The 24,274-nt window shown below is 49.0% G+C and carries 12 protein-coding genes; 1 reads left to right on the top strand and 11 read right to left on the bottom strand.

Translation table 11 applies throughout. From position 1 onward, the window contains the following. Positions 1 to 11: 11 nt before the first annotated feature. The 10 genes from CGC65_RS08395 to CGC65_RS08355 form a co-directional block, all read right to left on the bottom strand. Positions 12 to 704, bottom strand: coding sequence for an iron-sulfur cluster assembly scaffold protein (locus CGC65_RS08395; protein ID WP_002569846.1), 693 nt, complete (start codon positions 702 to 704; stop codon positions 12 to 14). Positions 705 to 872: 168 nt separating this feature from the next. Then, the gene (locus CGC65_RS08390; protein WP_007036872.1) at positions 873 to 2,225 is read right to left on the bottom strand and encodes an MATE family efflux transporter; all 1,353 of its coding nucleotides are present in this window, start codon (positions 2,223 to 2,225) and stop codon (positions 873 to 875) included. 233 nt (positions 2,226 to 2,458) lie between these two features. Then, positions 2,459 to 15,382: a SpaA isopeptide-forming pilin-related protein gene (locus CGC65_RS08385; protein ID WP_002578380.1), complete on the bottom strand. Its 12,924-nt coding sequence runs from the start codon at positions 15,380 to 15,382 to the stop codon at positions 2,459 to 2,461. 28 nt (positions 15,383 to 15,410) lie between these two features. Beyond that, positions 15,411 to 16,328, bottom strand: coding sequence for a CAP domain-containing protein (locus CGC65_RS08380; RefSeq protein WP_002569850.1), 918 nt, complete (start codon positions 16,326 to 16,328; stop codon positions 15,411 to 15,413). Between the two features lie 166 nt (positions 16,329 to 16,494). Next, positions 16,495 to 16,653, bottom strand: a complete 159-nt coding sequence (locus tag CGC65_RS30910) for a hypothetical protein (protein WP_157747313.1) — start codon at positions 16,651 to 16,653, stop codon at positions 16,495 to 16,497. A 1,185-nt stretch (positions 16,654 to 17,838) separates the two neighbouring features. Then, entirely contained in the window at positions 17,839 to 19,227 is a 1,389-nt protein-coding gene (gene gltA, locus CGC65_RS08375; protein WP_002569851.1) for an NADPH-dependent glutamate synthase, read from the bottom strand. After that, positions 19,227 to 20,117 (bottom strand): sulfide/dihydroorotate dehydrogenase-like FAD/NAD-binding protein, encoded by an 891-nt coding sequence (locus CGC65_RS08370; protein ID WP_002569852.1) that lies wholly within the window; start codon positions 20,115 to 20,117, stop codon positions 19,227 to 19,229. The genes gltA and CGC65_RS08370 overlap by 1 nt, the downstream gene beginning before the upstream one ends. A 73-nt stretch (positions 20,118 to 20,190) precedes the next feature. After that, positions 20,191 to 21,102, bottom strand: a complete 912-nt coding sequence (locus tag CGC65_RS08365) for an aldose 1-epimerase family protein (protein WP_002569853.1) — start codon at positions 21,100 to 21,102, stop codon at positions 20,191 to 20,193. A 155-nt stretch (positions 21,103 to 21,257) separates the two neighbouring features. After that, a complete protein-coding gene (locus tag CGC65_RS08360) occupies positions 21,258 to 21,749 on the bottom strand; it encodes a dihydrofolate reductase (protein ID WP_002569854.1) in 492 nt (163 codons plus the stop codon). Positions 21,750 to 21,756: 7 nt separating this feature from the next. Then, positions 21,757 to 22,248 carry a dihydrofolate reductase gene (locus CGC65_RS08355; RefSeq protein WP_002569855.1) on the bottom strand — a complete coding sequence of 164 codons (492 nt, stop codon included), beginning with the start codon at positions 22,246 to 22,248 and terminating at the stop codon, positions 21,757 to 21,759. Positions 22,249 to 22,392: 144 nt separating this feature from the next. On the opposite strand from CGC65_RS08355, the gene thyA reads away from it, so the two are divergent. Beyond that, positions 22,393 to 23,223, top strand: coding sequence for a thymidylate synthase (gene thyA, locus CGC65_RS08350; protein ID WP_002569856.1), 831 nt, complete (start codon positions 22,393 to 22,395; stop codon positions 23,221 to 23,223). A 98-nt stretch (positions 23,224 to 23,321) separates the two neighbouring features. Here the strand turns inward: thyA and CGC65_RS08345 are convergent, their stop codons facing one another. Continuing rightward, entirely contained in the window at positions 23,322 to 24,266 is a 945-nt protein-coding gene (locus CGC65_RS08345) for a ketopantoate reductase family protein (RefSeq protein ID WP_002569857.1), read from the bottom strand. Positions 24,267 to 24,274 lie beyond the last annotated feature (8 nt).

The following is a 24,274-nucleotide window of genomic DNA, read 5'->3' as shown; positions in this document are numbered from 1 at the left end:
TTCGGTCTTCATCATTCTTTACGTGGATCGATAATCTTAACAGCGTCAGCAACGCGGCCGTACTGGCCCTGTGCCTTCTCCCATGCTGTGTTAGGATCGTCGCCCTTCTTGATGAAATCAGTCATCTTGCCAAGGCTTACGAACTGATAACCAATGATCTGATCGTCTGCATCCAGTGCAATACCGGTTACATAACCCTCAGCCATCTCCAAATAGCGGGGACCTTTCTTCAGGGTTCCGTACATGGTTCCAACCTGGGAACGGAGGCCCTTTCCTAAATCTTCCAGACCAGCTCCTACAGGAAGTCCATCCTCAGAGAATGCACTCTGTGTTCTTCCGTATACAATCTGAAGGAACAGTTCTCTCATAGCTGTATTGATAGCGTCACATACCAAGTCTGTATTTAAAGCTTCTAACACAGTACGTCCCGGCAGAATCTCTGCTGCCATAGCGGCGGAGTGTGTCATACCTGAACATCCGATGGTCTCAACCAGGGCTTCCTGGATGATTCCTTCCTTTACATTCAGTGTCAGCTTGCAGGCACCCTGCTGAGGAGCACACCAGCCTACGCCGTGGGTCAGGCCGGAAATGTCTTTGACTTCTTTTGATTTTACCCATTTTGCTTCTTCCGGAATTGGAGCAGCGCCATGATGAACGCCCTGTGCAACTGTGCACATCTCTTCTACTTCATGTGAATAAATCATGTGTTAAAACTCCTTTCAAAAATGAATTTGATCAAGTACAGTGCCCATTCGTTAAATTTATCACATCATACTTGGTTCTATTCTCTCACAAAATCCGACATTTTACAAGCATATTTTTTTGATTTTTGCCCCCTAAACTTTGGCCCTGAACTTTACCCCAACCGGCGCCTATGCCTTCATCCTCTTCATGATATGAAGATAATACACAAAGAAAATGATTCCTTTTACAATACTTGAAATAGTCAGTGCCCACCAAATGCCGTTCAGTCCCATGGCTGTTCCTCCCAGAATCACGGCAAGCGGAATGCGCGAAGCTGTGAGGATAATGGTTATGACAGATGCCTCCATCGTCTTTCCCATGCCGGACAGGGCGCCTACGGTCATCAGCTCCACGCACATGAACATTTCCGAAAAACCAATAATCCGAAGATAATCAGCTCCGGCCGGTATGACCTCTGCCTCATGAATAAACAGGCTGAATATGGGCGCCGCTCCAAATATGAGAAGGCAGGTGGTAAAAATGCCCCATATAAACATGATGGCAGATGCTGTCATGTAACCTTTCTTTACCCGCTTCAGGTTTCCCGCGCCATAGTTCTGCCCGACAAATGCATTGATAGCTGTCCCAAAACCATCTGCCGTCATCCAGGATATGGATTCAATCTGGCCGCCTACTCTCTGGACTGCAACCGCCGTATCCCCCCATGCAGTGACGAACCTGGTAAGGACCATAGAGATTCCGCAGTACAGCATACTCTGAATTGCTGCCGGAAATCCAATCCTTACCATGGTTTTAATATTAGATAAAGGAGTGGGAATCCAAACCCGCATCTGGGATGCCAGTACAGGGTCCCTTCTCATAGAAATAACCAGGACCAGAGCCACGATGAACTGGGCTGTCACCGTTGCAATGGCTGCACCGGCCACTCCCATGCCGGGAATTGGCCCCAGGCCGAAGATAAGCAGTGGGTCCAACACAATATTGGCTCCCATGCCGATACAGTTGGCCACAAAAGGAGTTCTGCTGTTGCCGGAAGCCGTATAAAGACCCGTCAGTGTCTGTCCAATAAATGCAAAGAGAATAAGGCCGCATGCGATTCTCAGATACACAATTGCATCTTCCACCACCAGGTTTGAATTAAGATGGAAAAAGTCTATCAGAGGCCCTGCAAAAAGATTTGTTATGATTCCATACACAGCAGCCAGCACCAAAGCCAATTGCAGGGCTCCCTTTCCGTACTGGACCGCCTCCCTGCGGTTTCCTTCTCCATAGGCATGGGCAGACTTCACCTGGCCTCCCATCCTGGCCAGGGTTGCAACGCCGGAGGACAGCCAGGTATACATGGCTGCCGCACCAACCGCTGCCACCGCATCGCTTCCCACCATACCAATCCAGGCCATATCCGTCAGATTATACGCAGTCTGGACCAGAGACGTGGCCATGATTGGAAGGGCCAGCTCAGTCAGAGATGTGAGTATATTTCCATTTAGTAAGTCGATATTCTTTTTCACTAATGCCACCTATTGTCATCGTATTTGCATAGATCTTCTATTACTATACTATCTTTCTGCTTTATATGCAATATACATGGCGCAAGGGTCAGCGTTAACTTTCTGTATTTGACTTTTTTGGTTCTTCTTGGTGTAAGTGAAAAGTCAGCCATACTGAGAGATTCCGTTACAACAGATCCCTCTCATGCATAAAACCCGAAAAAACACCGGCTAACATCCTCTAAAAATACTTATTACGGATGTCACATACCATACAGCAGCGCCTGCACAATCAGATATTGATCTTTGCCATAGCAGGTCGAAAGCGTTATAAGCTTCTCATCCCCTCCCGGAATGATTCCCGTTTCATAGAGGGACGCTGCCCCCATCTTTTCAAGATAAGGCAGCCACTCTTCTTCCATAAAGTTAGTGCCGTAGGCTCCGGCGTCGCTCTGATGGCGGATCTGACATGAAAAGACAGGACATTCCACCCACTTTCCCCTGTAAAATATCTGTATAACAGGGTTTTCCCGGAAAAAAGCTTCCTCACCATATTGTTTCAAACCTGCAAACATGCTTCCGTCCTTCATATTATGTCCGTACAGCACCGTATTGTCCACAGCCAGGGGAACAGCCGAGGAATCGGCAAAAACACAGCCTGTTATATGCTGTTCCTGATAAAAGTTATGATTCAGATAATACTCATTATCTTCATGCCTCACCACCGGGTAATCAATGTTAGTTCCAGGTACAGCCAGCCAGAACTGGTATTCCGGATTGATGGAAGCAAGGGCTTCTTCATTTAAAGGAGATTTCCCATCAGGACTTTCCTCATCCGTTTTTTTCTCTGCGTCAGAATCTCTCCCTCCGCCAGCACCTCTCTCCTCATCAACATCTCTCTCCTCACCAGCTTCTCTCCCCTCTCCAGCTTCTCTTTCCTCACCAGCCTCTCTCTCCTCACCAGCCTCTCTCTCCTCACCAGCTTCTCTTTCCTGTCCCTCATTCTGCCCCCTTCCATATGCCTCGTCCTGCACCATACCATATATTCGGCGCCCATCGGCATAATCCATTCCCATCTTCACCAGAAAATGCATGCTGAACACAACGCCCGCAAAAAACATGAACATAACCGCCGCCATGCCATAAGGTCTGGTATTCTTTATCATAGCCAGAACCATAGCTGCAATCAATGCCACAAAACAAATCCCGGCTGCAGGCACAGTTACTCCCATGGAAAAAAATGGCTGTACATTATTTTTAATAACATACCTCTCATCAATCCCCGAATCTCCAATCTGACCGCTCTCTTCATCCCCTTTGCTGTCATTCAAAAATACGTTCCGGCTTACCTCCCCTCCATAAACCGCAGTGCAGTCCGCAACCATTTTGCGTCCAATTGCTGTCAAATTCCGGCATAGCACTCCATCACTTTCATATACCCCGCCATTCCACTGAAATTGGTCAATTCTATACGCCTCTGAATCCAGGCCTGCCTGTCCTAAAATTTCTGCCTCATAGTCCATCAGGCTCTCCCTAATCTCCTCCTTCTGTGTTTCAATCCTCACACCGCCAACTTCATAAAAACCTGCATCATAATCCCTCACCTTTAAATCCAGCCGAAATCCGTCCTCCCAATGCTTATCAGAAAAATGATAACTCACAAGGGGCAGAAGGACATTCCGCTCCTTTCCCGATATCTCGTCCCTGGCCAGTACCCAGGCGGTTTGCGGGACAGGTTCTATGTTTTCCATGGAGGAATATACTATTTTCCCTGAGACAGATATACTATCTGTTTCCTCCGCCAGAACATCAAAAGCCAGATAAACTGTTACGGGTATCAAAACCAGAATAAATATCACCCATTTCCTGCCCTTACTCCATTCCCTCTTCTGTTTCATACACAGACACATACTGAAGCCCGCCATACATAAAACTGCCATTGCGGCGGCCGCTGCCACGGGCAGGTCGTCTCCGGTCCTTACTGTATCCCTGGGACCGGATCCAAAATGATATGTCCCTTTTCCAAACCGGCTGCCGACTTGATACACAGCAGTAATACTTCCAATTTTCCTGACCGGCGGTTTTTCCTTCCAATTATATATGGTTACGCTTCCCTGCATCACTGCTTCGCCCTGTATTCTCCCCTCTGCATCCATCGTAAACTCATATACCTTATCAGACCTCTCATACCCCAAAGGGGCTTCTGTCTCACGAATCACATACAGGCCCGGTGTTGTCAAACGGCAGGTAAATGTACCATCTGCTCCGGTTACGGCTTCGGTTATAGTTCCAGCCGCAGATCCGTTTATCCCCTTGCCCGTATTCTCCGGCTCCTGGTCCCAGACACGGTTTTCTCCCTTCCCGATCCTGAACCTGGCTCCCATAAGAGGCAGACCGCTGTCTCCATCCAGCTTTGTAACCGTAAATTCCAGTTCCTTGTCCACAACCTCATATGCGCCCCTTATGACATCACTTCCATTGACGGTAAAACTGAATATGCCGGGATTTAATGCATATCCGCCCGGCGCCTTTGTTTCCCGGAAGGTGTATGTACCATTGTCAGGCCTTCTTATGCGGAATGTTCCTGTACTGTCGCTGACAGAGGTACCGATTACACGGCCCGTCTGGTCATAAAATGTAAATTCTGCCCCCTGGAGTACCTTTCCTGAAACATCTGTTTTCTTAAATGTAATGTACTCTGCCTTTGGTCTCGGCCTGTTTCCCCCGCCTCCGCCGGATGAGGATGCTGTCTGGTTCTCAAACCTGAATACCTGAACCATGTTATGCAATTCATTTCCGGCCTTCTGGTCCATCTCCGGTCCTTCTGTCCCTGACCATTCTTTTACCACGATTTCCCTGTCCTCTGTTCTCTCATAGCCGGATGGGGCCTGAAGTTCGTGGATGATATATGTGCCTGGTTTCAGACCGTAAAACTGCTGCCCCCTTCCCGCCTCGGATGTCCACTCCCGAATCACCCTTCCATCAGACTTATCAATGAGCTGCAATCTAGCGCCTCCCAGGAGTTTTCCTGTTTCTGCCGACGTCTTTTCCACATCTATAATGGTTGTATAATTGCGCATGACCAGATGGGGAATCCCGGTCATACCATCACTGATAGTGAACTCAATGGGCGTTTCCTGCAGTTTATATCCCTCCGGCGCCTTCACCTCAATCAGACGGTATTGTCCTTCACTCAGGTTCTTTGTATAATGCCCCTGCCTGCCGCTAACCCATTCCTCCGCTGTCTCCCATCCGGATTCTGTCCTGCGTTCGATTCGCAGCAGCGCGCCTTCCAGCATTTCCTCCGTATCTCCGGACAGCTTATCCGTAATTACCCGGTTGGAATCATTGGTGGGGTTATATTCCCAGACAATGAGGTCTGTCAGTTCATTCCTGTAATGAAACTGGAACTCATATGGTTCAAGTGTCAGCATGTGCCCTGGGGCTGCCTTTATCTCACTGCACACATAGGTATAAGGTTTAAAATTTCCATCCCGGTCCATGTATCCAATGGGTTGCGGTTCAAACTGCGCCTGTCCCAGCTGGTCCGTGGTCACGGTACCGCATATGGCGCCGGTTGTCTGGTTCACAAGGCAAAACTCAGCCCCCATCAATTTTTCATCCGGCTTATCTGAATCGCTTTTTATGATTCGGAGAATTCCATCCGGAATTTCATCTGTCATTTCTGTTTTTTGCAGGACCTGGCTGTCCGCAATGGTAAAGGGAATATCTACAGATTGCAGGAATCCGTACGGGGTTATTATCTCCCTGAGTATATAATCACCTTCCGGGATATACTCCAGTGTATGGGGTTTTAAATCTCCCGGCTGGAAACCGGCAGGGATAAGCCCCTGTTCCCCATCCTCCTCCGTATATCTTCCGTCCAGCCCCGAAATCCATACCGCCTCTATATCCTGATATTGTCCGTCTTCTGAGGGCTGGTGGAGCACAAGAGGTATTTCCGATACATTTCCCTTTTCATCCACCGGATACACAGCAAGTTTTGCACCGTTTACCTCCTTGCCGCCGGTAATATCCACCTTGGAAACCTCCAGCTTAAGAGGCTTATCCCCCATCTGAAAATATTGTATCTCTTCTAAGTGTCCTGTTTCTTCTATATTAATAAGTATAGGGTCCGCTGTGGCATAGCCCTCGGGATTTTCTGTCTCTGCCAGCACATAATTTCCTGCAGGCAGATATTCCAGGCGCACGGTGCCTTGCTCTGTATAATAATACCGTCCCTGGTATGTGCCGGGAATCTCCCGGAAGTCATAATCATACTTCATAATTGGATGATTTCCGCCTGCGTCCGGGACCACGCGGCCAGTTGCTGCCACATCCTGCCCGTCCTTATAGGTTGCGGCCCGGAAGGTGAATATCCTTCCTGTCTCATCGTACCTGGGAATTCCATGTTCCAGCACCGGAAATCCTTTTTCATCCAGTATGGGCCGGTATAAAGTCAGGTATGCTTCGCTGTCCCCGTAGATTACATCGCCATTTTTTGTGTCGTATTTCAGAATATCTATGGATGTAAAATCATCCTCCATCTCAAAGCTCTGTACATCCCCTGTTTCCAAAACGTCAATATTTACGGCCTCAGACTGGACATACCCCTGTTCATAGGGACAAATGGTTTCCTCCAGCACGTAATACCCAACAGGAATGTGGTCGATCCAGTGAGGCTTAGTTGTCGTTGCCGGCTCCCCATGTTCATCCAATTTTATATTTCCGTCATCATCGTACTGATATCCGCTAATCCATGAAGCATAGACCTGGCCTTTTTTGTATGTGCCGTCCTGTTCCCTGTGAGGGCTGCCGTCACTGTCCAGACCGGCCCGGTACAGGGTCATGACTGCTCCCCTTATTTCCTTCTGCGTCCGCACATCCAGCTTCGCAAATGCGGTCTTGGTAAATTCATTCTGCAGGAAATATTTCTGCACCTGGTCTGTATCCTGAAGTACAAGCCCCATATACCTGGCCTGGATATATCCCTGGTCATAGGGAACTCCCTGCTCTTCCAGTATATAGGATCCAAAGGGCAGGCGGGCAATCAAATGTCTGGCGCCGGAAGTTTCCTGAGTTCCATTAGAATCCATACTGCTGTCTGTTGTCCAGGACTCATCCTTTGTCACTACATTTCCGCTTGTATAATAGATGGGCAGGCCATTCTCATCATCCACAGTTGTTTTGTTGTCATAGATGGTTTGTCCATTTTCATCTTTTAATACCTGTATGGATTTGACCAGTATCTTATTTCCCTCATCATCCGCCGTGTATGCCAGCATACGGCCATAATCATCATAGACATATGCCATGCCGGTAACGGAGTCCGCAAAGCACAGCGGATTTCCTTTTTTATCCAGTACCAGCAGTTCGCCCGTATCCGGGTCCTCCCTGGTATCCACCTGAGTCAAATCATGGAAATACAGATTTACAGGGTCATTATCCACAATAACAGCATCCCATACATCCCACGATGCTGTATGTGTTTTCACGGCACCGCCCGGACTGTTTTCCTCTCCAACCACGCGTATTTCCTTATGGGTACCGGTATTTGTGTCCGTGATCCCCGTTACCTTGCCGTCCTTGACAGAAGCGCTTACCCCCTTATAGACATGTTCCCCTATTTTTTCAATTTCCATGGCATGGTACAGGGACAAGACTGCGCCGGATACGGAAATGTCAAACCGGATTCCCCTGCCTGTAAAGGTACCGTCCAGCCGGTACAATGGTTTTACACCGGACATTGCCTTAAGCTCCTTCTCCGTACCCTCCACTATATGTTCTGAGTATTCGTCAAATGACTTGGTCACGTATCCATCCCACTGCATTGTCTTCGGATTGTAAGCAATATCCCTTACATCCCCCCGTTCCTCCAGCTTCTCTTTACGGCCGCTTACCTTATAAACCAGCAGATCTCCGGCATCATTTACCGTAACATCCGTCTCAAAACCTCCGCTTGATTCCACCCTGCCCTGGTCATCGGTCTTCTGAAGAATATTCTGGTTTCCCACCAGTGAATCCCCGTCCTCCACCTTGTGAATTTCCATCCTGGAAGGATAGTCCTCCACCTTTATCCGGCTGACCGTACTGGTACGGACTTTATTGGTGCTGCCGGCCACCGGAATGGCGTACTGGTATCTCACAGCTGTTTCCTCTTCCCACCCATCCGTGGTTCCGTCTGCGTTTCTTCTTTCCCTGTAAAATGATACGTTGTCCGCATATACTTCAAAGGCCACCGGACGGCTCTTCCCATATCCCTTCGGGGCCTGAATCTCTACCAGCACATAGACGCCTGCCCCCAATGGTTTATATGTCTCTATGTATCCCACGGGTACCTTTTTCACCTGACCGTCAACGACCAGTTCCCTGATGGTGGAATATGCCCTGAAAACTCCTGTCTCATTTCCCTCCTGGTCTTCCTGCCTAATCAGCTGGCTTTCATCATACTGGGGAATCCCATCCTTATCCAGGCGCACAGGCAGGTCGTCCGTGCTCCCATTGTTCTTACCTACTCTCGGATACAGGATCCTTCTTCCGTCTGCATCCGCCACAGGATTTCCCTGCCAGTCCACCGCCTCGCCGTACAGCACATTTCCGGACCCTGTCACGGTGCCCATTCCCTCTTTTTCCACCTCTCTCTTGGCCGCATATATTTTAAACAATGCACCGTCATGAATAATGGAATCACCTGTCTCGGAATCCAGTTTCTCAATACGGAGTCTGGAATTAAAATACTCATCTTCAAAATCCTCCTGGGCAAACGCCACGAAATTAAAATCCCGGCCATTTCCGGAGGGAATCAGCGTCTCCACATTTCCTGTGTCCGGGTTAATTCTGTCCACCGCAGGGGGAAGCACGGTCCACGGAACCAGCATAGAGGCAAATTTGCCGTCAACAGCGGTCTGCATCCCTTTCATCGTTGCCACCTGGTCCCTGACCTCCCACTGTCCGTCCTCGGTTTCGTAGCCGTCGTAGATTACCCCTTCCATTATTCCGGCATCCTCGCTCTGGGAGGTATATCCGGCATAATATCCCTTTACAGTATCATTTCTGCCATCCATGTACTCTTCTTCATAGGGAGCATGGGACGTCAGGCTGCGGCCCGGCCGCATATCCTTGTCCAGACCATATTTATATATCTCAAATTTTCCATCCTGCCCATTGGCCTGTATGATGTGGGTCTCCTCATTAAAGCGTATCTTATATTTACGAATCAGGTCATCCGGTGTATCTGTACTGTCATACCGGAAATAAGGACTGCCTGTCTGGTAATTGACATCTGTTTCCCCTGTGCCTTCATCCTGGCCGATATCCGGCACAAAGGGAAGGGTTATTTCCCTGGGATAGTCCCTGGTAAAATGCCGGTTAGCCAGCTCCCGGTCCACATCCGCGGGAACCTGTTCCACAATGACGTATGTGCCGTAGGCAAGCATGATGGAATGATTAAAATAATCGTCCTTCCCATTCCTGGTATTGCATTGCAGCGTGGTCACATCACCATCCGCCCCTCCACCTGCATCGCTGTCCCAGGCAATAGCCAGCCTGTTATCCAGTCCGGAAAAAACAGACAGATAGCTCCCGGCCTCATCCGCAGCCCGAAGAAGGGCCTTTTCGTAGGCTGTATCGCTGTTAAGCCCAGGTTCCGCCGTAAGAATTTCCGCTTTATAGGCATCTATATCATAGTAGTCCACAGCAAACTGCTGTATTGCCTCCTGGGGCTTTTTCCCTTTTTCCACCTGCACTGCCGCGTACATGGCATCAAAGAATTTCGTGTAGTCATAGCTTCCGTCCTCTTTTGTTTCCAACAGCCGCTGCCCGCTTCCATCCCTGGGAGGAAGAAAAATTTTCTGGACATCTCCTTTGAAATCCGCCGTCCCTATATCTTCTGAAATGATATTGCCGGCACTGTCCACAAAGATATTTTCCAGGTTACTTTTCAGATATGCCTTGAATTTAAACTGATTCAGCAGTTTTGCGCCCTGGGAACTGCTGCCTCCGTTAAACAATCCCAGCAGCACGGTCAGCGGGTCATTGTGAACAGATCCGTACGTATTTACTCCGTCATAGGATGACTGGGAAATATCTTTTGTGACCTTTACGGACTGCTTTATAACTCTCTGCAATACCTGCAGCGGACTGGAACCAGTGCCCGCTTCCTGTACCGGCTGATTCTGCCCTGGATAATTCAATGCCTGGAATACAACATAGCTTCCTTCATCCAAAAGAGGAACCGCAGCCAAGGCGCTTACCCCGGCTCCTGCTATGTCTGTCAGATACTGGCTGTAAGGCAATTCCTCCCCTTCCCAATCAATGGTCTTCTCTCTTGTCACTACCCGGAATTCCGTATATTCCGGCTCTGTCCTGTCCTTCCAGTCTATGGTATTCTCCACATGAACCGCATAGTTTCCCGTGGCCCAATCATAGACAGCAGAAACCGGCTCAGGCTTATCCGTTTCGTATGTCTCTGTCCTGTCCTCATACTCATAGACCCGCTCCATGAGAGGAATGGGATTTCCCTCTCTGTCAAGGACAATATCCCCTTCGCTGTAAGTCTCATACAGCGGCTGATACACGGTTTCGGCCGCAGCTTCTATATCACTTCCAAAAGGAATGACCTGGTTTATTTCCCTTTTTTCTTTTATTGATGCAACGGCGCTTTTCAGGCTGTATTCACCCTTTTGATACTCAATCCAGTAACCAACCTTCCCGGCAGGCCCCCCTGACACCTCTGCTGTCTTTCGGACATACAGCTTACGGTTCACAAAATCATAAACCGCAGGGAAGCCGGCATGGCCCAATGAATAATCGTGACGAAGCAAGGCAAAAAAGCTGCCCTCTATCTCATATATATCCTCCACATACCCGCAGTCAAAGAAGTTATGGACTGTGTACCAATCCATGATTTCCTCTGCGGCCTGAGCATTGGTCTGACCCGAAAGCCGGATTTGGGTCCATGGCGAAATGTCTGTAACCGGTCTGTATCCAAGCTGTCCCAACATGCCGTTAACCTGTTTTGACAGATAATGAGGTTCAATGGCCTGCCCCCATTTACTCATATCAGCCGGTACAGCCGTACCGCTGGGATATGGGGCTGTCCGGAAGCGGTAGGGCAGAGTCTCCCCATAGGGAGTCCGCTCCCCCGTGTCACTGTCTGTAGCAGTATCCAGCCGGATAATGGGATTACCGTCAGCCCCTATCTTATACTCCCCTCCTTTTGCCGTCTGATAGACAGGCCTGCCCTGCTGATCTACTTTTGGCTGAAGAGAACTGCCCAAAACCGCCTTGTACGTCTTTGTCTCTGTCCCGGTCCTTATTTCATAAAATTCCGCTCCCTGTGGATATCCGGTCAGGATGATATCATATCCATTTTCAGTTTTATAGCTCTCCACTATAAAATCATTCCAGGAACCGTCTGCATCCATGGAATTATAATCGGACAAACCTCCTGATATACGGGCCTGCCCGGCCTCATGGATCCTGTTTACTATATCCTGGGTGCGGTTGCTCTCCTTTAAGGAAATGCCGTTGACAGATAACTCATACCCCTCTGACCTGCTAAGCTCCATCACATAATAACTGCCCATAATAAGGGGCCGCCCAATCCACTGGTCTTCATTGGAAAGCACATAATCAGGATAAACAACTGTACCAAATCCTTGGGCTGAGGAGGTGACAGAGGAACCATTATATAGATTCTCAGGTCCGGTGGCGTTCTCCGGTGCGATTATAGTTCCATCATCACTCAACCGGGTGCCTGGTTTCTCCGTGTACGCCAGGAAAGAGGCATTTCCCTGTTTATCCGTGGCTGCTACGGCTGTCAAATCATTCTGATTATAAATAGTGCCGGATTTTCCATCCGGGTGAATGATATCCTGGGCCGCAAACAGTCCATAGACAGCACCCTCCAGCGTGGCATCCCCCTGGGTCAGTCCATAACTTTTATCCCCGTCCGCACGGTACAGCTCCAAATCTCTTTTATTGATATGCAGCCTGCCCTCTGTCCGATGGTCCCACACCTTAAAGGTGTAAAGAATCGTATCCGGTTCCCCATAAGCCGATACATCCAAGGCTCCCAGATCATCGTCCATAAATGACGGCAGGGATACTGATATGGTGTCGTCGTCATCCTCTTCTCCGGAAAACAGGGATCTGATAAACCGCACTGCACGGTTTCCTTCCTCTTCAGGTTCTTCATCTCCGTTCCCAGTGTCTGCCTGGAAATACGCAGCCATGCCAAAGGACGGTGAAATCGGATTTCTGGCATATTCGTATTCTTCATAAATTTGGCTTTGACCGCCATCCTCCTCATCCCCATCACGTTGACTGGTGCCGTCCTGATTTTCTATATGAGAATTCCCTTCAGCCTCATCCCGGATATCCGCAGTTTCTGTGGTGCTGTCTTGTATCTCATGCTTTTCCTTGTCTGTGGTGTTGTCTGCGGTGTTGTCTGTACTGTTTTCTGAGCTGATTTCTATATTGATTTCTGTGTCTGCGTCTGCTTTACCATTTGTGTCTTTATTTATTTCTTCATTCATTTCTTTTTTTGTATCTTCATCTGTTTCATACTTTATATTTTCATTTGCCGTATCTTCTGGTTTGTTTTGGGATTGATGTTTGGAATTAACTGTGTGTTCTTCTGATGAAATGCCGGAAAATAGAATGGTTTTTCCATGGCTTGATTTTAATAGAATAGGGGATGCGGACATGGAATATGATTGGACCTGAAGGTTTCCGCTTTTCTGTTCTTCCTTCTTTTGGCTCCCACTGTCTTGATCCTCCCTATATGAAGTTTCATTTTTCTGACGGCTGTCTCCTGTCTTTTCACTTATAGAACCGTCGCTTTTTGGGCCTCCGCTCCCGGTGTTCTCTGGCCCCGCTCCTTCACTTCCGGAGTTCCCGGTCTCTGACCCTGCGCCTTCATTCCCGGTGCTCTCTGGCCCCGCTCCTTCACTCCCGGAATTCCCGGTCTCCGGACCTGCTCCTCCATTCCCGGTGCTCTCTGGCCTCGCTCCTCCACTTCCGGAATTTCCGGTCTCCGGCCCTGCGCCTCCACTCCCAGAGTTCTCTGTCTCTGTTTCTCCCCCTTCGGAGTTTCCTGTTTCTGGCCCTGCGCCTCCACTTGCGGAGTTCCCGGTCTCTGTTCCTCCGCTTTCCACATCCTCTTTGTTGCCATTTTCCGGATTTTTTTCCGTCATCTCTCCATCTTTCTCCTCCTCACCTTCCGGATTTCCATTGCCGTCCTCATCTTGTCCTCCGTCTCCGGATGTATCTTCTTCCTCTCCCTGTGTTCCATCTCCAGCCTCCTGATCTCCCGCACTGCCGGAAGTATTTTCCTGGTCCCCGAAAATGCCGCCGGCAGCTGCTCCGTCCGCAGGAATCTCCGGTTTCTTTTTTTCCTTTTCATCTCCCCATAAACTGAATATGCTGCGCTGTTCCCCAAGCTCCATCTCCAGGGCATCCGGAACCGGATATTTGTAAGCTCTTCTTTCCCTCATTGCCGCCACGTAAGTGTACACAGGCTCCACTGCCTTTCCCACAAAAGAGCCTGGCCTGTATACAGCTGGCCGCGCGCTTCCTCCCGCCTGGGCGGCTGACAGTACAACCGTTTCTATCTCCTTATCATCGTTGTGCAGTCCATGGAGAATATATCCTGTCCTGGCTGTCTTTTCCTGCAAATGGTAACTGTATTCCAATTCTATGAACCGTTCATACGTCTCATCCCGATCCGCCAGCATGGCTTCCATAGCCGAAGTGTCCTGTTCTCGGTTGTCCTCATCATTGTTCAGGGCATGGAAATCACAAGTGGCTGCACACAATTCCTGTTCTGCCCTCCACTGTCCGCGAAGCCGGTCATTTTCTTCGTCACAGCTGCAATCCTCATCCTCCTCATGGTCGCACTCAGTCCATTCCGGTGCAGGATGACCCATACAGTATGTTTTGCTGTAATTATAATATCTGGTATCGCTATGCCTTGCATATCCATCCGGATCCGTGGTCAATATATCACAGACATAATCGTTTTCCGGTTCCGGCGACATGCAGTTTAAGTAGACCTGCCCGCTGGTCCCATCTGGTTCACCTTCCTCATATCCCTGTTCATTTACCTGAGAAAAATCAAAATCCTCCCACACGTTGAACACCGTTCCCTCTAACGGTTGATTCGTCTCAGCACAATATTTCTCCAAATCAATGTTGTAATTGCTCTGAAAAGTTTCAGAATGGCGGCATAATTCCAAATCACTGCTGCCCGGCAGAACCGCATCTGTTCCAACCGAAAAGGAGACAGATGCCATGGGCCGGTTAAAATCCAGCCATCCCAACTGCTTCTGAAGGTTTTCAGATGCAGCAGGGGTAAAGATATAAGCATAAAAACGGTTTTCTATGCCCTGGATCTGCGCGGACATAATTGTTCCCTGGGGCTCCTGGTTTCCATTGTACTGAAATGTCACACTTCTGCCATCCGGCGCAAGTTTATATGACCACTGATTATCCGGAAAGGACCAGGAAGTGTCCTGAAGCTGCGGACAGCTGCTGATATCCAGTGTAAGCTCATAATGCCCGTCTTTCAAAGTCATTTTTTGGACAGAACCAGTCCACGCAGGAAGGGAAGAACTGCCCGTCCCATTAAACTGGGCTTCCCCCTCCAGTATGTGAGCCTTCATTTCCTCATAATAGACCATAACCATGGGATCCCCATTCATTACTGCCTGGAATTTTTCCATGGCCTGCTTCTGCAATGCCCAGTTATGTTCATATCCATTCATGCATCCCCAGTAATAAACCTGGACTACCCCGTAGCGCGCCGGAACATAATAGTTGTCCGATACCAGCCATTCATAGGCAAGCACCATGGACAGATAACGCTCAAATGGCCCGATGACAGGAACCGGCTTCCCCGGCTCCACATAATATTGCTCGTATTTGGCCGGACTTCCGTCCGGCAGTTTGTGGCCTTCCTGTATACATAATGCAGGCAGCGCCCCAGCCCCTTCACCCACCTGGTAAATGTTCATATCCCGGTGTGTCCTTCCGAATGCATTCAGATTCTTCCCCCGGAACACCTGGCGGTATGGGTTTAAATTAATCAAATCCCCGGCTCCGCTGGTGGTCCGTATTGCTGTACATACCAATACTGTTGCAAGGAACAATGCCATCATGCGTTTCAGTGTCTTCATTATCCTCATTTTTTCTCCTCCGGTAAAAAACCTTATACTACATGCCTTTGACGAATATCTGTGAAATATAGATATATCCGCCGCTCTCACAGACACCTGCCCCTGTCTCCGTCCATCTGTCATCCAGCAATTGCTTCTTATGGCTCTCCGAATCCATCCATTTTTCGACCGCCGCCTCTGCAATCATTTCCATACTGTCCCTGGAATACAGCTTTGCCAGGTTTTCTGCGGAGGAATAACGTTCCACGGTTATTGCCGTATCAAACTTACTTTTATCGGGACGCGTGTGACTGAAATATATACATGCCTCCTCTGCCCTGGCAGCAGCATTTTCCATTAATTCCTGATTAACAGATAATACGTTTTCCCCTCTTTTCTGTCTCTCGGCATTGACTAATTCAATAATACGGTATGCTGATTCATCTGTCGAAATATCTTCTGTTGAGGTTGGGTTAGTTCTCTGATGTTCCGGTTCTTCTCCGTTCCATGTTCTGTTTTTACCATTTATCCGGTTTGCCATATCCGTAAACTGTATGTACTCTGTTTCCGACATATTTATCTGCCATGTTCTGTTATCTGCTCCGGCCATCTCCTCCCTCTGGATCACCCCATCCATTATCCAGGCTCCTTCTTCATTTACCGGCTGTCCATCCGGCGCCGTGGTATCTGAAATCATGTATCCGTCCGGGCCAAAATAATAATGTTCCGCCATTCCGTCCTGATTGCCGTCCAGCCACTGCCAGCAGTTCTCAGGATAGCTTCCAATGTCATTCTTCCACCGCCACCCATTGCCATCCTGCATCCACTGACCGGCATAAACCGGCATTGCTGCCATGATTGATAACAGGACCGACAGGACGGGTAATGTAATACCCTGTCTGAATATTCGGTTGATATCAATTCTCTTGGCGGCCTTCTTTTTAACTGTTTTCTTTTCGGTTGTTTCTCTTCCCATTATGTTACTTCCCCTTATATCACTTTCCGCAATTTTTCTTCCCGCTATTTCACTCCCCCGCTATTTCACTCCCCCGCTATTTCACTTCCCACTATTTCACACCCCGCTATTTCACTTCCCGCTATTTCACTTCCCACTATTTCACTTCCCACTATTTCACTTCCCACTATTTCACTCCCGTTATTTCACTACCCGTTATTTCACCCCCCGCTATTTCACCCCCCGCTATTTCACCCCCCGCTATTTCACCCCCCGCTATTTCACTCCCCGCTATTTCACTCCCCGCTATTTCTCCTCCAATCATTTCCCCCAGTCTTTTCCCCATCTCTTAATTCCCTATCGTCATGGCCTGTCCTGTCATCTTTTTTTCAACCTATTCTTTTTCAGCCCTTTCACTTTCATCTTTTCCTCTCCGGTCATTTTTTTCCAGGCCACATCTCTTTCAGCTATCCTGCTCTCCTCCTCCCACAAAATCCCATTTTCTTACTCACACCTACATTTTCCTTCACATAAAACAGCACTAAACATTTTTCCTCTCCCTAATCCATCTGAAATTCCATCTCCCATTTTCATCATCCTCCCTGCAATCCACACCGCCCCCGCAATAACAGCAAACCGAGCCTCACAATACATAAATGCGGATCCGTCCCCCATTTTTCATCAGCAGATATTTCCATCCGCGCCCGGTTATTAACCAACGCACAGCCAAATCTTATAAAGCCCCTTGGTTTGACCTCATATCAGCTGGAATACCGGTTTTTCTCCGCCCGCTGCTGCTGTTAAGTTTATTTCTGGCGGTTCTCCCCCGTCACCATCCGCATACACCACCTGTAAAGGCAGGGGAATTTTCACCTTTTTTAGCTAAAATGAAGTTTCAAGGCGCGCAAAATAATATGATTCAATTTTCAAGTACAAACAATCCCTCTGATTTTTCAAGAATATTGATTAACGAACACAACTGACTACTGATAAACAGTACTGATTTTAAGAAACTTACAGATATAATCCAAACACACCGCTGCATACTGAATAAGGCAATAAAACACGCATCACCACCTTTTTTAATCATCCCTACGTGAAAAACGGCTGAACCAGCCAAACGATCATGAAACTGCTAATAAGAATCCTGCACAGAGACTTCCGTGCGATTTTATATAGAATATCATATATACCCTTAAAGCGTCAATACCCAACTCATTTTTATTTCTCTCCACAACTCGTTTTTATTTCTCTCCGCAGAACTATTTCTCTTCTGTTTTCGCGGGAGAAATGTAAAAGTAAAATCCGTTGTCTTCCACTCCTGCTACCGCTGCCATCACCACACTCCACCAACAATCCACCCACCCACCAACACCCACACACCAACACCACAGCCACACATACCAAACTCCATAAACCACACACACCATCGCCCAATCCACCACTACAAAAAAACCGGCATCCAGGCTCTTCTGTCCACAACAGACATACCCCGGATACCGGCTTTCTATATTTCAGATACTATATTTACCTATTTATTTCCATTAAGGTATTCATCAATTCCTCTTGCACCTGCGCGGCCTGCCTCCATGGCAAGGATTACGGTTGCAGCGCCTGTTACGGCATCGCCGCCTGCATATACGCCTTCCTTGGTGGTCTTGCCATTGCTCTCATCTGCAATGATACATTTCCACTTGTTGGTCTCAAGGCCTTCTGTGGTGGAAGAAATCAGTGGGTTTGGAGAGGTTCCAAGGGACATGATGACAGCGTCCACATCAATGGTGTAATCCGATCCGGCAACCTCTACCGGTCTGCGGCGGCCTGATGCATCGGGCTCGCCCAGTTCCATCTTGCGCACTACCATTCCCTTAACCCAGCCGTTGTCGTCGGTCAGAATCTCTACCGGATTGGTCAGCAGATTGAAGATAATTCCCTCTTCTTTTGCATGATGTACTTCCTCCACACGGGCAGGCAGCTCAGCTTCGCTTCTTCTGTACACTACATGCACCTCTGCGCCCAGACGGAGTGCTGTTCTGGCAGCATCCATGGCAACGTTTCCGCCGCCTACAACTGCTACCTTCTTGCCCAGGTAGATTGGCGTATCGTAATCATCACGGAAGGCCTTCATCAGGTTGCTTCTGGTCAGATACTCGTTGGCAGAGAATACACCGTTGGCGTTCTCACCTGGAATTCCCATGAACTTGGGAAGTCCTGCGCCGGAACCGATGAATACGGCCTTAAAGCCTTCCTCATCCATCAGCTCGTCTATGGTCACGGATTTACCAATGATAACATTGGTCTCAATCTTAACGCCCAGTTTCCTTACGTTGTCGATTTCAGGCTGTACCACACCGGACTTTGGAAGACGGAATTCAGGAATTCCATATGTAAGCACGCCGCCTGGCTCATGAAGGGCCTCGAAGATGGTTACTTCGTATCCCATCTTTGCAAGGTCGCCTGCGCAGGTAAGTCCTGCAGGGCCGGAACCGATTACAGCTACCTTGATGCCGTTGGTTTTCTCTGGCTTAGCCGGTACGAATCCATTTTCCCTGGACCAGTCTGCCACGAAACGCTCCAGCTTTCCGATGGATATAGGCTCGCCTTTGATGCCGCGGATACATTTGCCTTCGCACTGGCTCTCCTGAGGGCATACACGTCCGCATACTGCGGGAAGGGCGCTGGATTCTGCTATGGTATTTGCTGCATCCTCAAATTTTCCTTCTTTTACTTCTGCAATGAACTTTGGTATATTGATAGCAACCGGGCATCCCTGGATACATTTTGCATTCTTACAGTTAATGCAGCGGGAAGCTTCTTCCTGGGCTTCTTCCTGGTTATATCCCAGACATACTTCCTTAAAATTCGTTGCCCTCTCCTTTGGGTCCTGTTCCCTTACGGGTATCTTCTTTAATACGTCCATTATTCCTCACCTCCGCAGTTTCCGCATCCGCCGTGATGGGTAGCACCCTCACGCAGCCTTAAGATGGCTCTGCCCTCTTCTGTCTTGTACATCTGCTGGCGCTTCATGGCCTGGTCGAAATCTACCAGATGGCCGTCAAACTCAGGTCCGTCCACACATGCGAACTTCACTTCCCCGCCAACGCTTACACGGCAGGCGCCGCACATTCCTGTGCCGTCCACCATGATTGGGTTCATGCTGACGATGGTTGGGATTCCCAGCTCCTTGGTGAGCTTGCAGACAAATTTCATCATAATCATAGGTCCGATGGCAACACAGACATCGTACTTCTTGCCCTGGTTCTCCACCAAATCCTTGACAACGTCGGTTACCATGCCCTTGCGCACATAGGAACCGTCATCTGTGGTAATGTAGAGGTTTCCTGCAACAGATCTCATTTCCTCTTCCAAAATCAGCATGTCCTTGGTCTTGGCGCCTTCCACCACATCCACGTCAATGCCGCGCTCTTTCAGCCATTTTACCTGTGGGTAAACAGGCGCGCTTCCCACGCCGCCGGCTACAAAGAGATAACGTCTCTTCTTTACTTCCTCCAGGTCATCCTTCACGAATTCGGAAGGCTGTCCCAGGGGACCTACGAAATCTGCGAAGCTGTCTCCGGCCTTCAGTCCGGCCATACGCTCTGTGGATGCTCCCACAATCTGGAACACGATGGTTACCAGGCCCTTCTCACGGTCGTAGTCACAGATGGTTAACGGGATTCTCTCTCCTACTTCGTCCATCTTGACAATTACAAATTCGCCTGGTTGACAGGCCCTGGCTATACGCGGTGCTTCCACGTCCATCAGATATATCTTATCTGCCAGGCATTCTGATTTTACAATCTTATACATGGTTCTCCTCCTAGTAATATATACTCGCGTCCTCAGCTGGATTTCGCCGCGCATCCGGACGTGACATTCATTGTTATTCCACCCGGATCTGGTAGCTCTTCTGCCAGTTTTCCCATCCGGGCAACGATATGATTCCCCTTCTGTCCTTCAATTCCCCCTTATATCCATCTGATGCGCAGATACCGTACCATGGTTCCAGACATACAAAGGGATGGGTGGCCTCCATTGTCCATATTCCCAAATATGGGAAATCGCTGCATTCCAACGTCACATAGGGGCTTCCATCCACCATCAGGCTCACGCTGCTGACCTGTGCTTCATCAAACATATATGTAAGAGCTGTATCGAAAAATCCTTTTGTCAGCGGCACCCGGCCCTCTGACAGCTTCAAATTTCCCTGAAGTTCTTCCTTCTCATAGCCGTTCGCATTAGGCGCAAGATAATGGAGACAATCCGTAAACCGTCCCTCCCTGCACCCTCTCCGGTTAAACTCAAAGGTGAAATCGTATATGTTTTTCCCTTCCGGCACCTGAAAAGCAGGATGTCCGCCCATCATAAACAGCATCTCGCCTGAATCCGTATTGGCAACCTTCCACATAACCTCGATGGTTCTGCCTTCCAGCCTGTGACCAATCTCCACCTCGAAATGGAACGGATACTTTTCATATGTCTCCGGCGTGTCCTTCAAACGGAACCAGCATTCGTCCATATCACAGAGAAGAGGTTCAAAATCCATATCCCTTGCAAAGCCGTGGGGCGTCATGCCGTATTCTTTCCCATCATGGACATACGCTCCCTCATAACATTTTCCCACAAACGGAAAAAGCACAGGGGCGTGTCTGTTCCACACAGACGGTTCAGCGCACCAAAGCACTTCGCGGTCCGCTTTCTTGTCATAAATCCTGGTAAGTTCTGCACCGCGGCGGGCAACAGTAACTAGAAGCTCATCATTTTCAAGTGTAAATAATGTTCCATCCTGTTTCACTATATATTCCCCCGTTCTCCTGTTTTTTAAGAAGCTTGTGAGAATTTACCCTCGCACAAGCTTTATATTAACATTTTCTGCTTCATGTTACAACCGGTTTTTAAATTTTTTCAAAAATTATTTTCTTTTTTTCAGCGTGTTGAACAATTTTTTTATTACTTTTTTCTCCGGAACCTCCGGAAGGTATAACAGAGGTCAAAATAGGTCTGTTCGTCCCCCTCTTCCGCCAGATACCATCCCTCTTCCTCTTCCAAATCAGGAAAGTATGCATCCCCGTCATAGGTATAATCAATACTGGTCACATGGGCCGTTGTGCAATAGGGAAGGAACTGCCGGTAAACGCTCTCCCCTCCTATGATATAGATATCACCTTCATCGTAATCCTTAAGCGCCTTAAGCGCCTCCTCCAGGCTGTGGCAGACCACTGCGCCCTTTACCTTATACTGCATATCATGGGTCAGGACAATATTTACCCGGTTTCCAAAGGGCTGTCCTCCCGGCAGTCCCTCCAGGGTCCTGCGCCCCATGACCACCACCTTGCCGGCCGTCTCCTTAAGAAACATCTGCCGGTCGGCCGGAATCGTCACCAGTGGCCTGCCGTCCTTGCCGATGGCCCAATGCCTGTCCGCTGTCACGCAAAGATTCAATATCCCCTCACCTTACCCTTCTGTATATTCTGAATTCAAAGGAAATGCCCTCATGCTCCCTGCCATCGCTTACCGACTCCAGTTTCCAGTTTTCATCCTGATCCAGATTTTCAAAATCCGTGTCCACCTCAAAGGTCCTGTGGATGTAGGTCACATATGCCTTATTGCAGTAGGGAAGAAACTCCCTGTATATCATGCCCCCGCCGATGATGAACACATCATCCTCATTACAGTCCTTTAATGCCTCCAGCACATCCTCCGCCCTGTGGTACACCTGCACACCCTCAGGAGAATACGATTCATTTCTGGACAAAACCATATTTACGCGGTTCTTCAGGGGCTTTCCACCGGGAAAGCTCTCCAGGGTCCTGCGTCCCATGACCACGGTCCTGCCACTGGTGGTCTCTCTGAAATACTTCATATCCTCCGGGAGATGCGCAAGGAGACCGCCGTCCTTACCTATTCCCCATTTCTCATCCACTGCAACAATCAGATTCATATGTGAATACCTCCCATTTTCTTCCAGGTATCTGTTTATCCCTGTCCCGTTCACCGGTCTTGACCGATTATATCATGAAACCCTTTGAAAGAAAAGGTGTCCTCTGTTATAATGATTCCATATTTAAAATGGAGGACAATGAACATGAGCTACGCAGACCAGATATTCATACAAAACTGCAACGATATATTAGAACACGGCGTCTGGGATACAGACTATGACGTGCGTCCGGTATGGGAGGACGGCACCCCGGCCCACACCATCAAGCGCTTTGGCATCGTGAACCGCTACGATCTTACCAGGGAATTTCCCGTCATCACCCTGCGGCGCACTGCCTTTAAGTCGGCAGTGGACGAGCTTCTGTGGATATGGCAGAAAAAATCCAACAACATCCATGACCTGAACAGCCACATCTGGGATTCATGGGCAGATGAGAACGGCAGCATAGGCAAGGCCTACGGCTACCAGCTGGGTGTAAAGCACCATTATAAGGAAGGGGATTTTGACCAGGTAGACCGCATCCTGTATGACCTGAAGCACAATCCCTTAAGCCGCCGGATCATGTCCAATATCTACAACCACCATGATCTATGCGAAATGAACCTCTATCCCTGCGCCTACAGCATGACCTTCAATGTCTCCGGTAATACCCTGAACGGTATCTTAAACCAGCGCTCCCAGGATATGCTGACAGCCAACAGCTGGAACGTATGCCAGTATGCGGTCCTGCTCCACATGCTGGCGCAGGTAAGCGGCCTGAAACCCGGTGAATTGGTCCATGTTATTGCAGACGCCCATATCTACGACCGGCATATACCCATGGTGGAGGAGTTGCTGAAACGGGAGCCTTACCCAGGTCCAACCCTGTCCATGGACACTTCCATCCAGAATTTCTATCAGTTCACCACTGACAGCTTCCGGCTGGAACATTATCAGTATCACACCTTTAGCGGGAAGATTCCTGTGGCTATATAGGCAGGAAATAAGGAAAGACGGATGGACCGTGGGAATGGTCATCCGTCTTTTCTTATTTCCATCTGCCTCTCCCCAGCGCAGGTGACACCGTATTTTTCTTAAAACAACCCCTCATTCTTCTGCTCCAGCACCTTAATTCCATGGTAGAACATTTCATTATAAGGCGTAGGCACTCCCAGCTCACGGCCCATACGGATGATGGTGCCTCCGAACATTTCCACCTCGGTCTTGCGGCCTGCCTCAATGTCCTGGAGGGTGGACGGTTTATTTTTAGGAGGCACGTCCTTAAGCACGCTGGCCTGTTTTTCCATATCCTTTTCCGAGAGGTCGATTCCTTTCTTTTGCGCAATGGCTATGACCTCCCTCATCAGCTTCTCACGGATAAAATTGGCATCTGCGCTGACACTCCAGGCCCCAAAGGGGATGCCCAGGACAGCGGCGCTCTGGTTCTCACTGACATTGCACATGTATTTATACCAGATGGCCCGCTCCATATCCTCCGGAACAACGGTACGTATGCCCGCCCCCTCAAACAGCTCCTTCACAGCCTGTACCCTGGGGGACACTGTCTCATTGTGCTTCTCCCCCATTTCAATCCGGGCAACCTTTGGATTAAAGGAGGCGCACCCGTCCTTCATGACCACGCTTACCTTTGCCAGGGAATACAGCAGATTATCCCATCCAAATACCGCTGCCACCTTTTCCTCTGCCTCCACCCCGTTTAACGGGGCCATGATAAGGGTATCCGGCCCAATCTGGTTTCTCATGTCCTCCAAAGCCTGGGACAGGGCAGGAAACTTGGTGATGATAATAGCTAAATCCGGATAATCCTGACCGCAGGTTTCCTCCGGGGATACGATGTTGAAATGGTGGCGGACCCCATTGACCATGACGCCTTCCTGTTCCAGACGTTCACGGCGGCTGCCCCCTGCAATCACACGCAGATTATCTCCCATCAGAGGCCCCAGATGACTGGCCAGGAAACAGCCAATGGCTCCCAGTCCAATGAGGGATACGGTTCTTATTTCTCTTTTCTGATTCATCCTTATTC

This window comes from Enterocloster bolteae (assembly GCF_002234575.2).
Classification (GTDB): domain Bacteria; phylum Bacillota; class Clostridia; order Lachnospirales; family Lachnospiraceae; genus Enterocloster; species Enterocloster bolteae.
The sequence above is the reverse complement of the archived record's forward strand: the minus strand, read 5'-3'. Positions and strand labels throughout refer to the sequence as shown.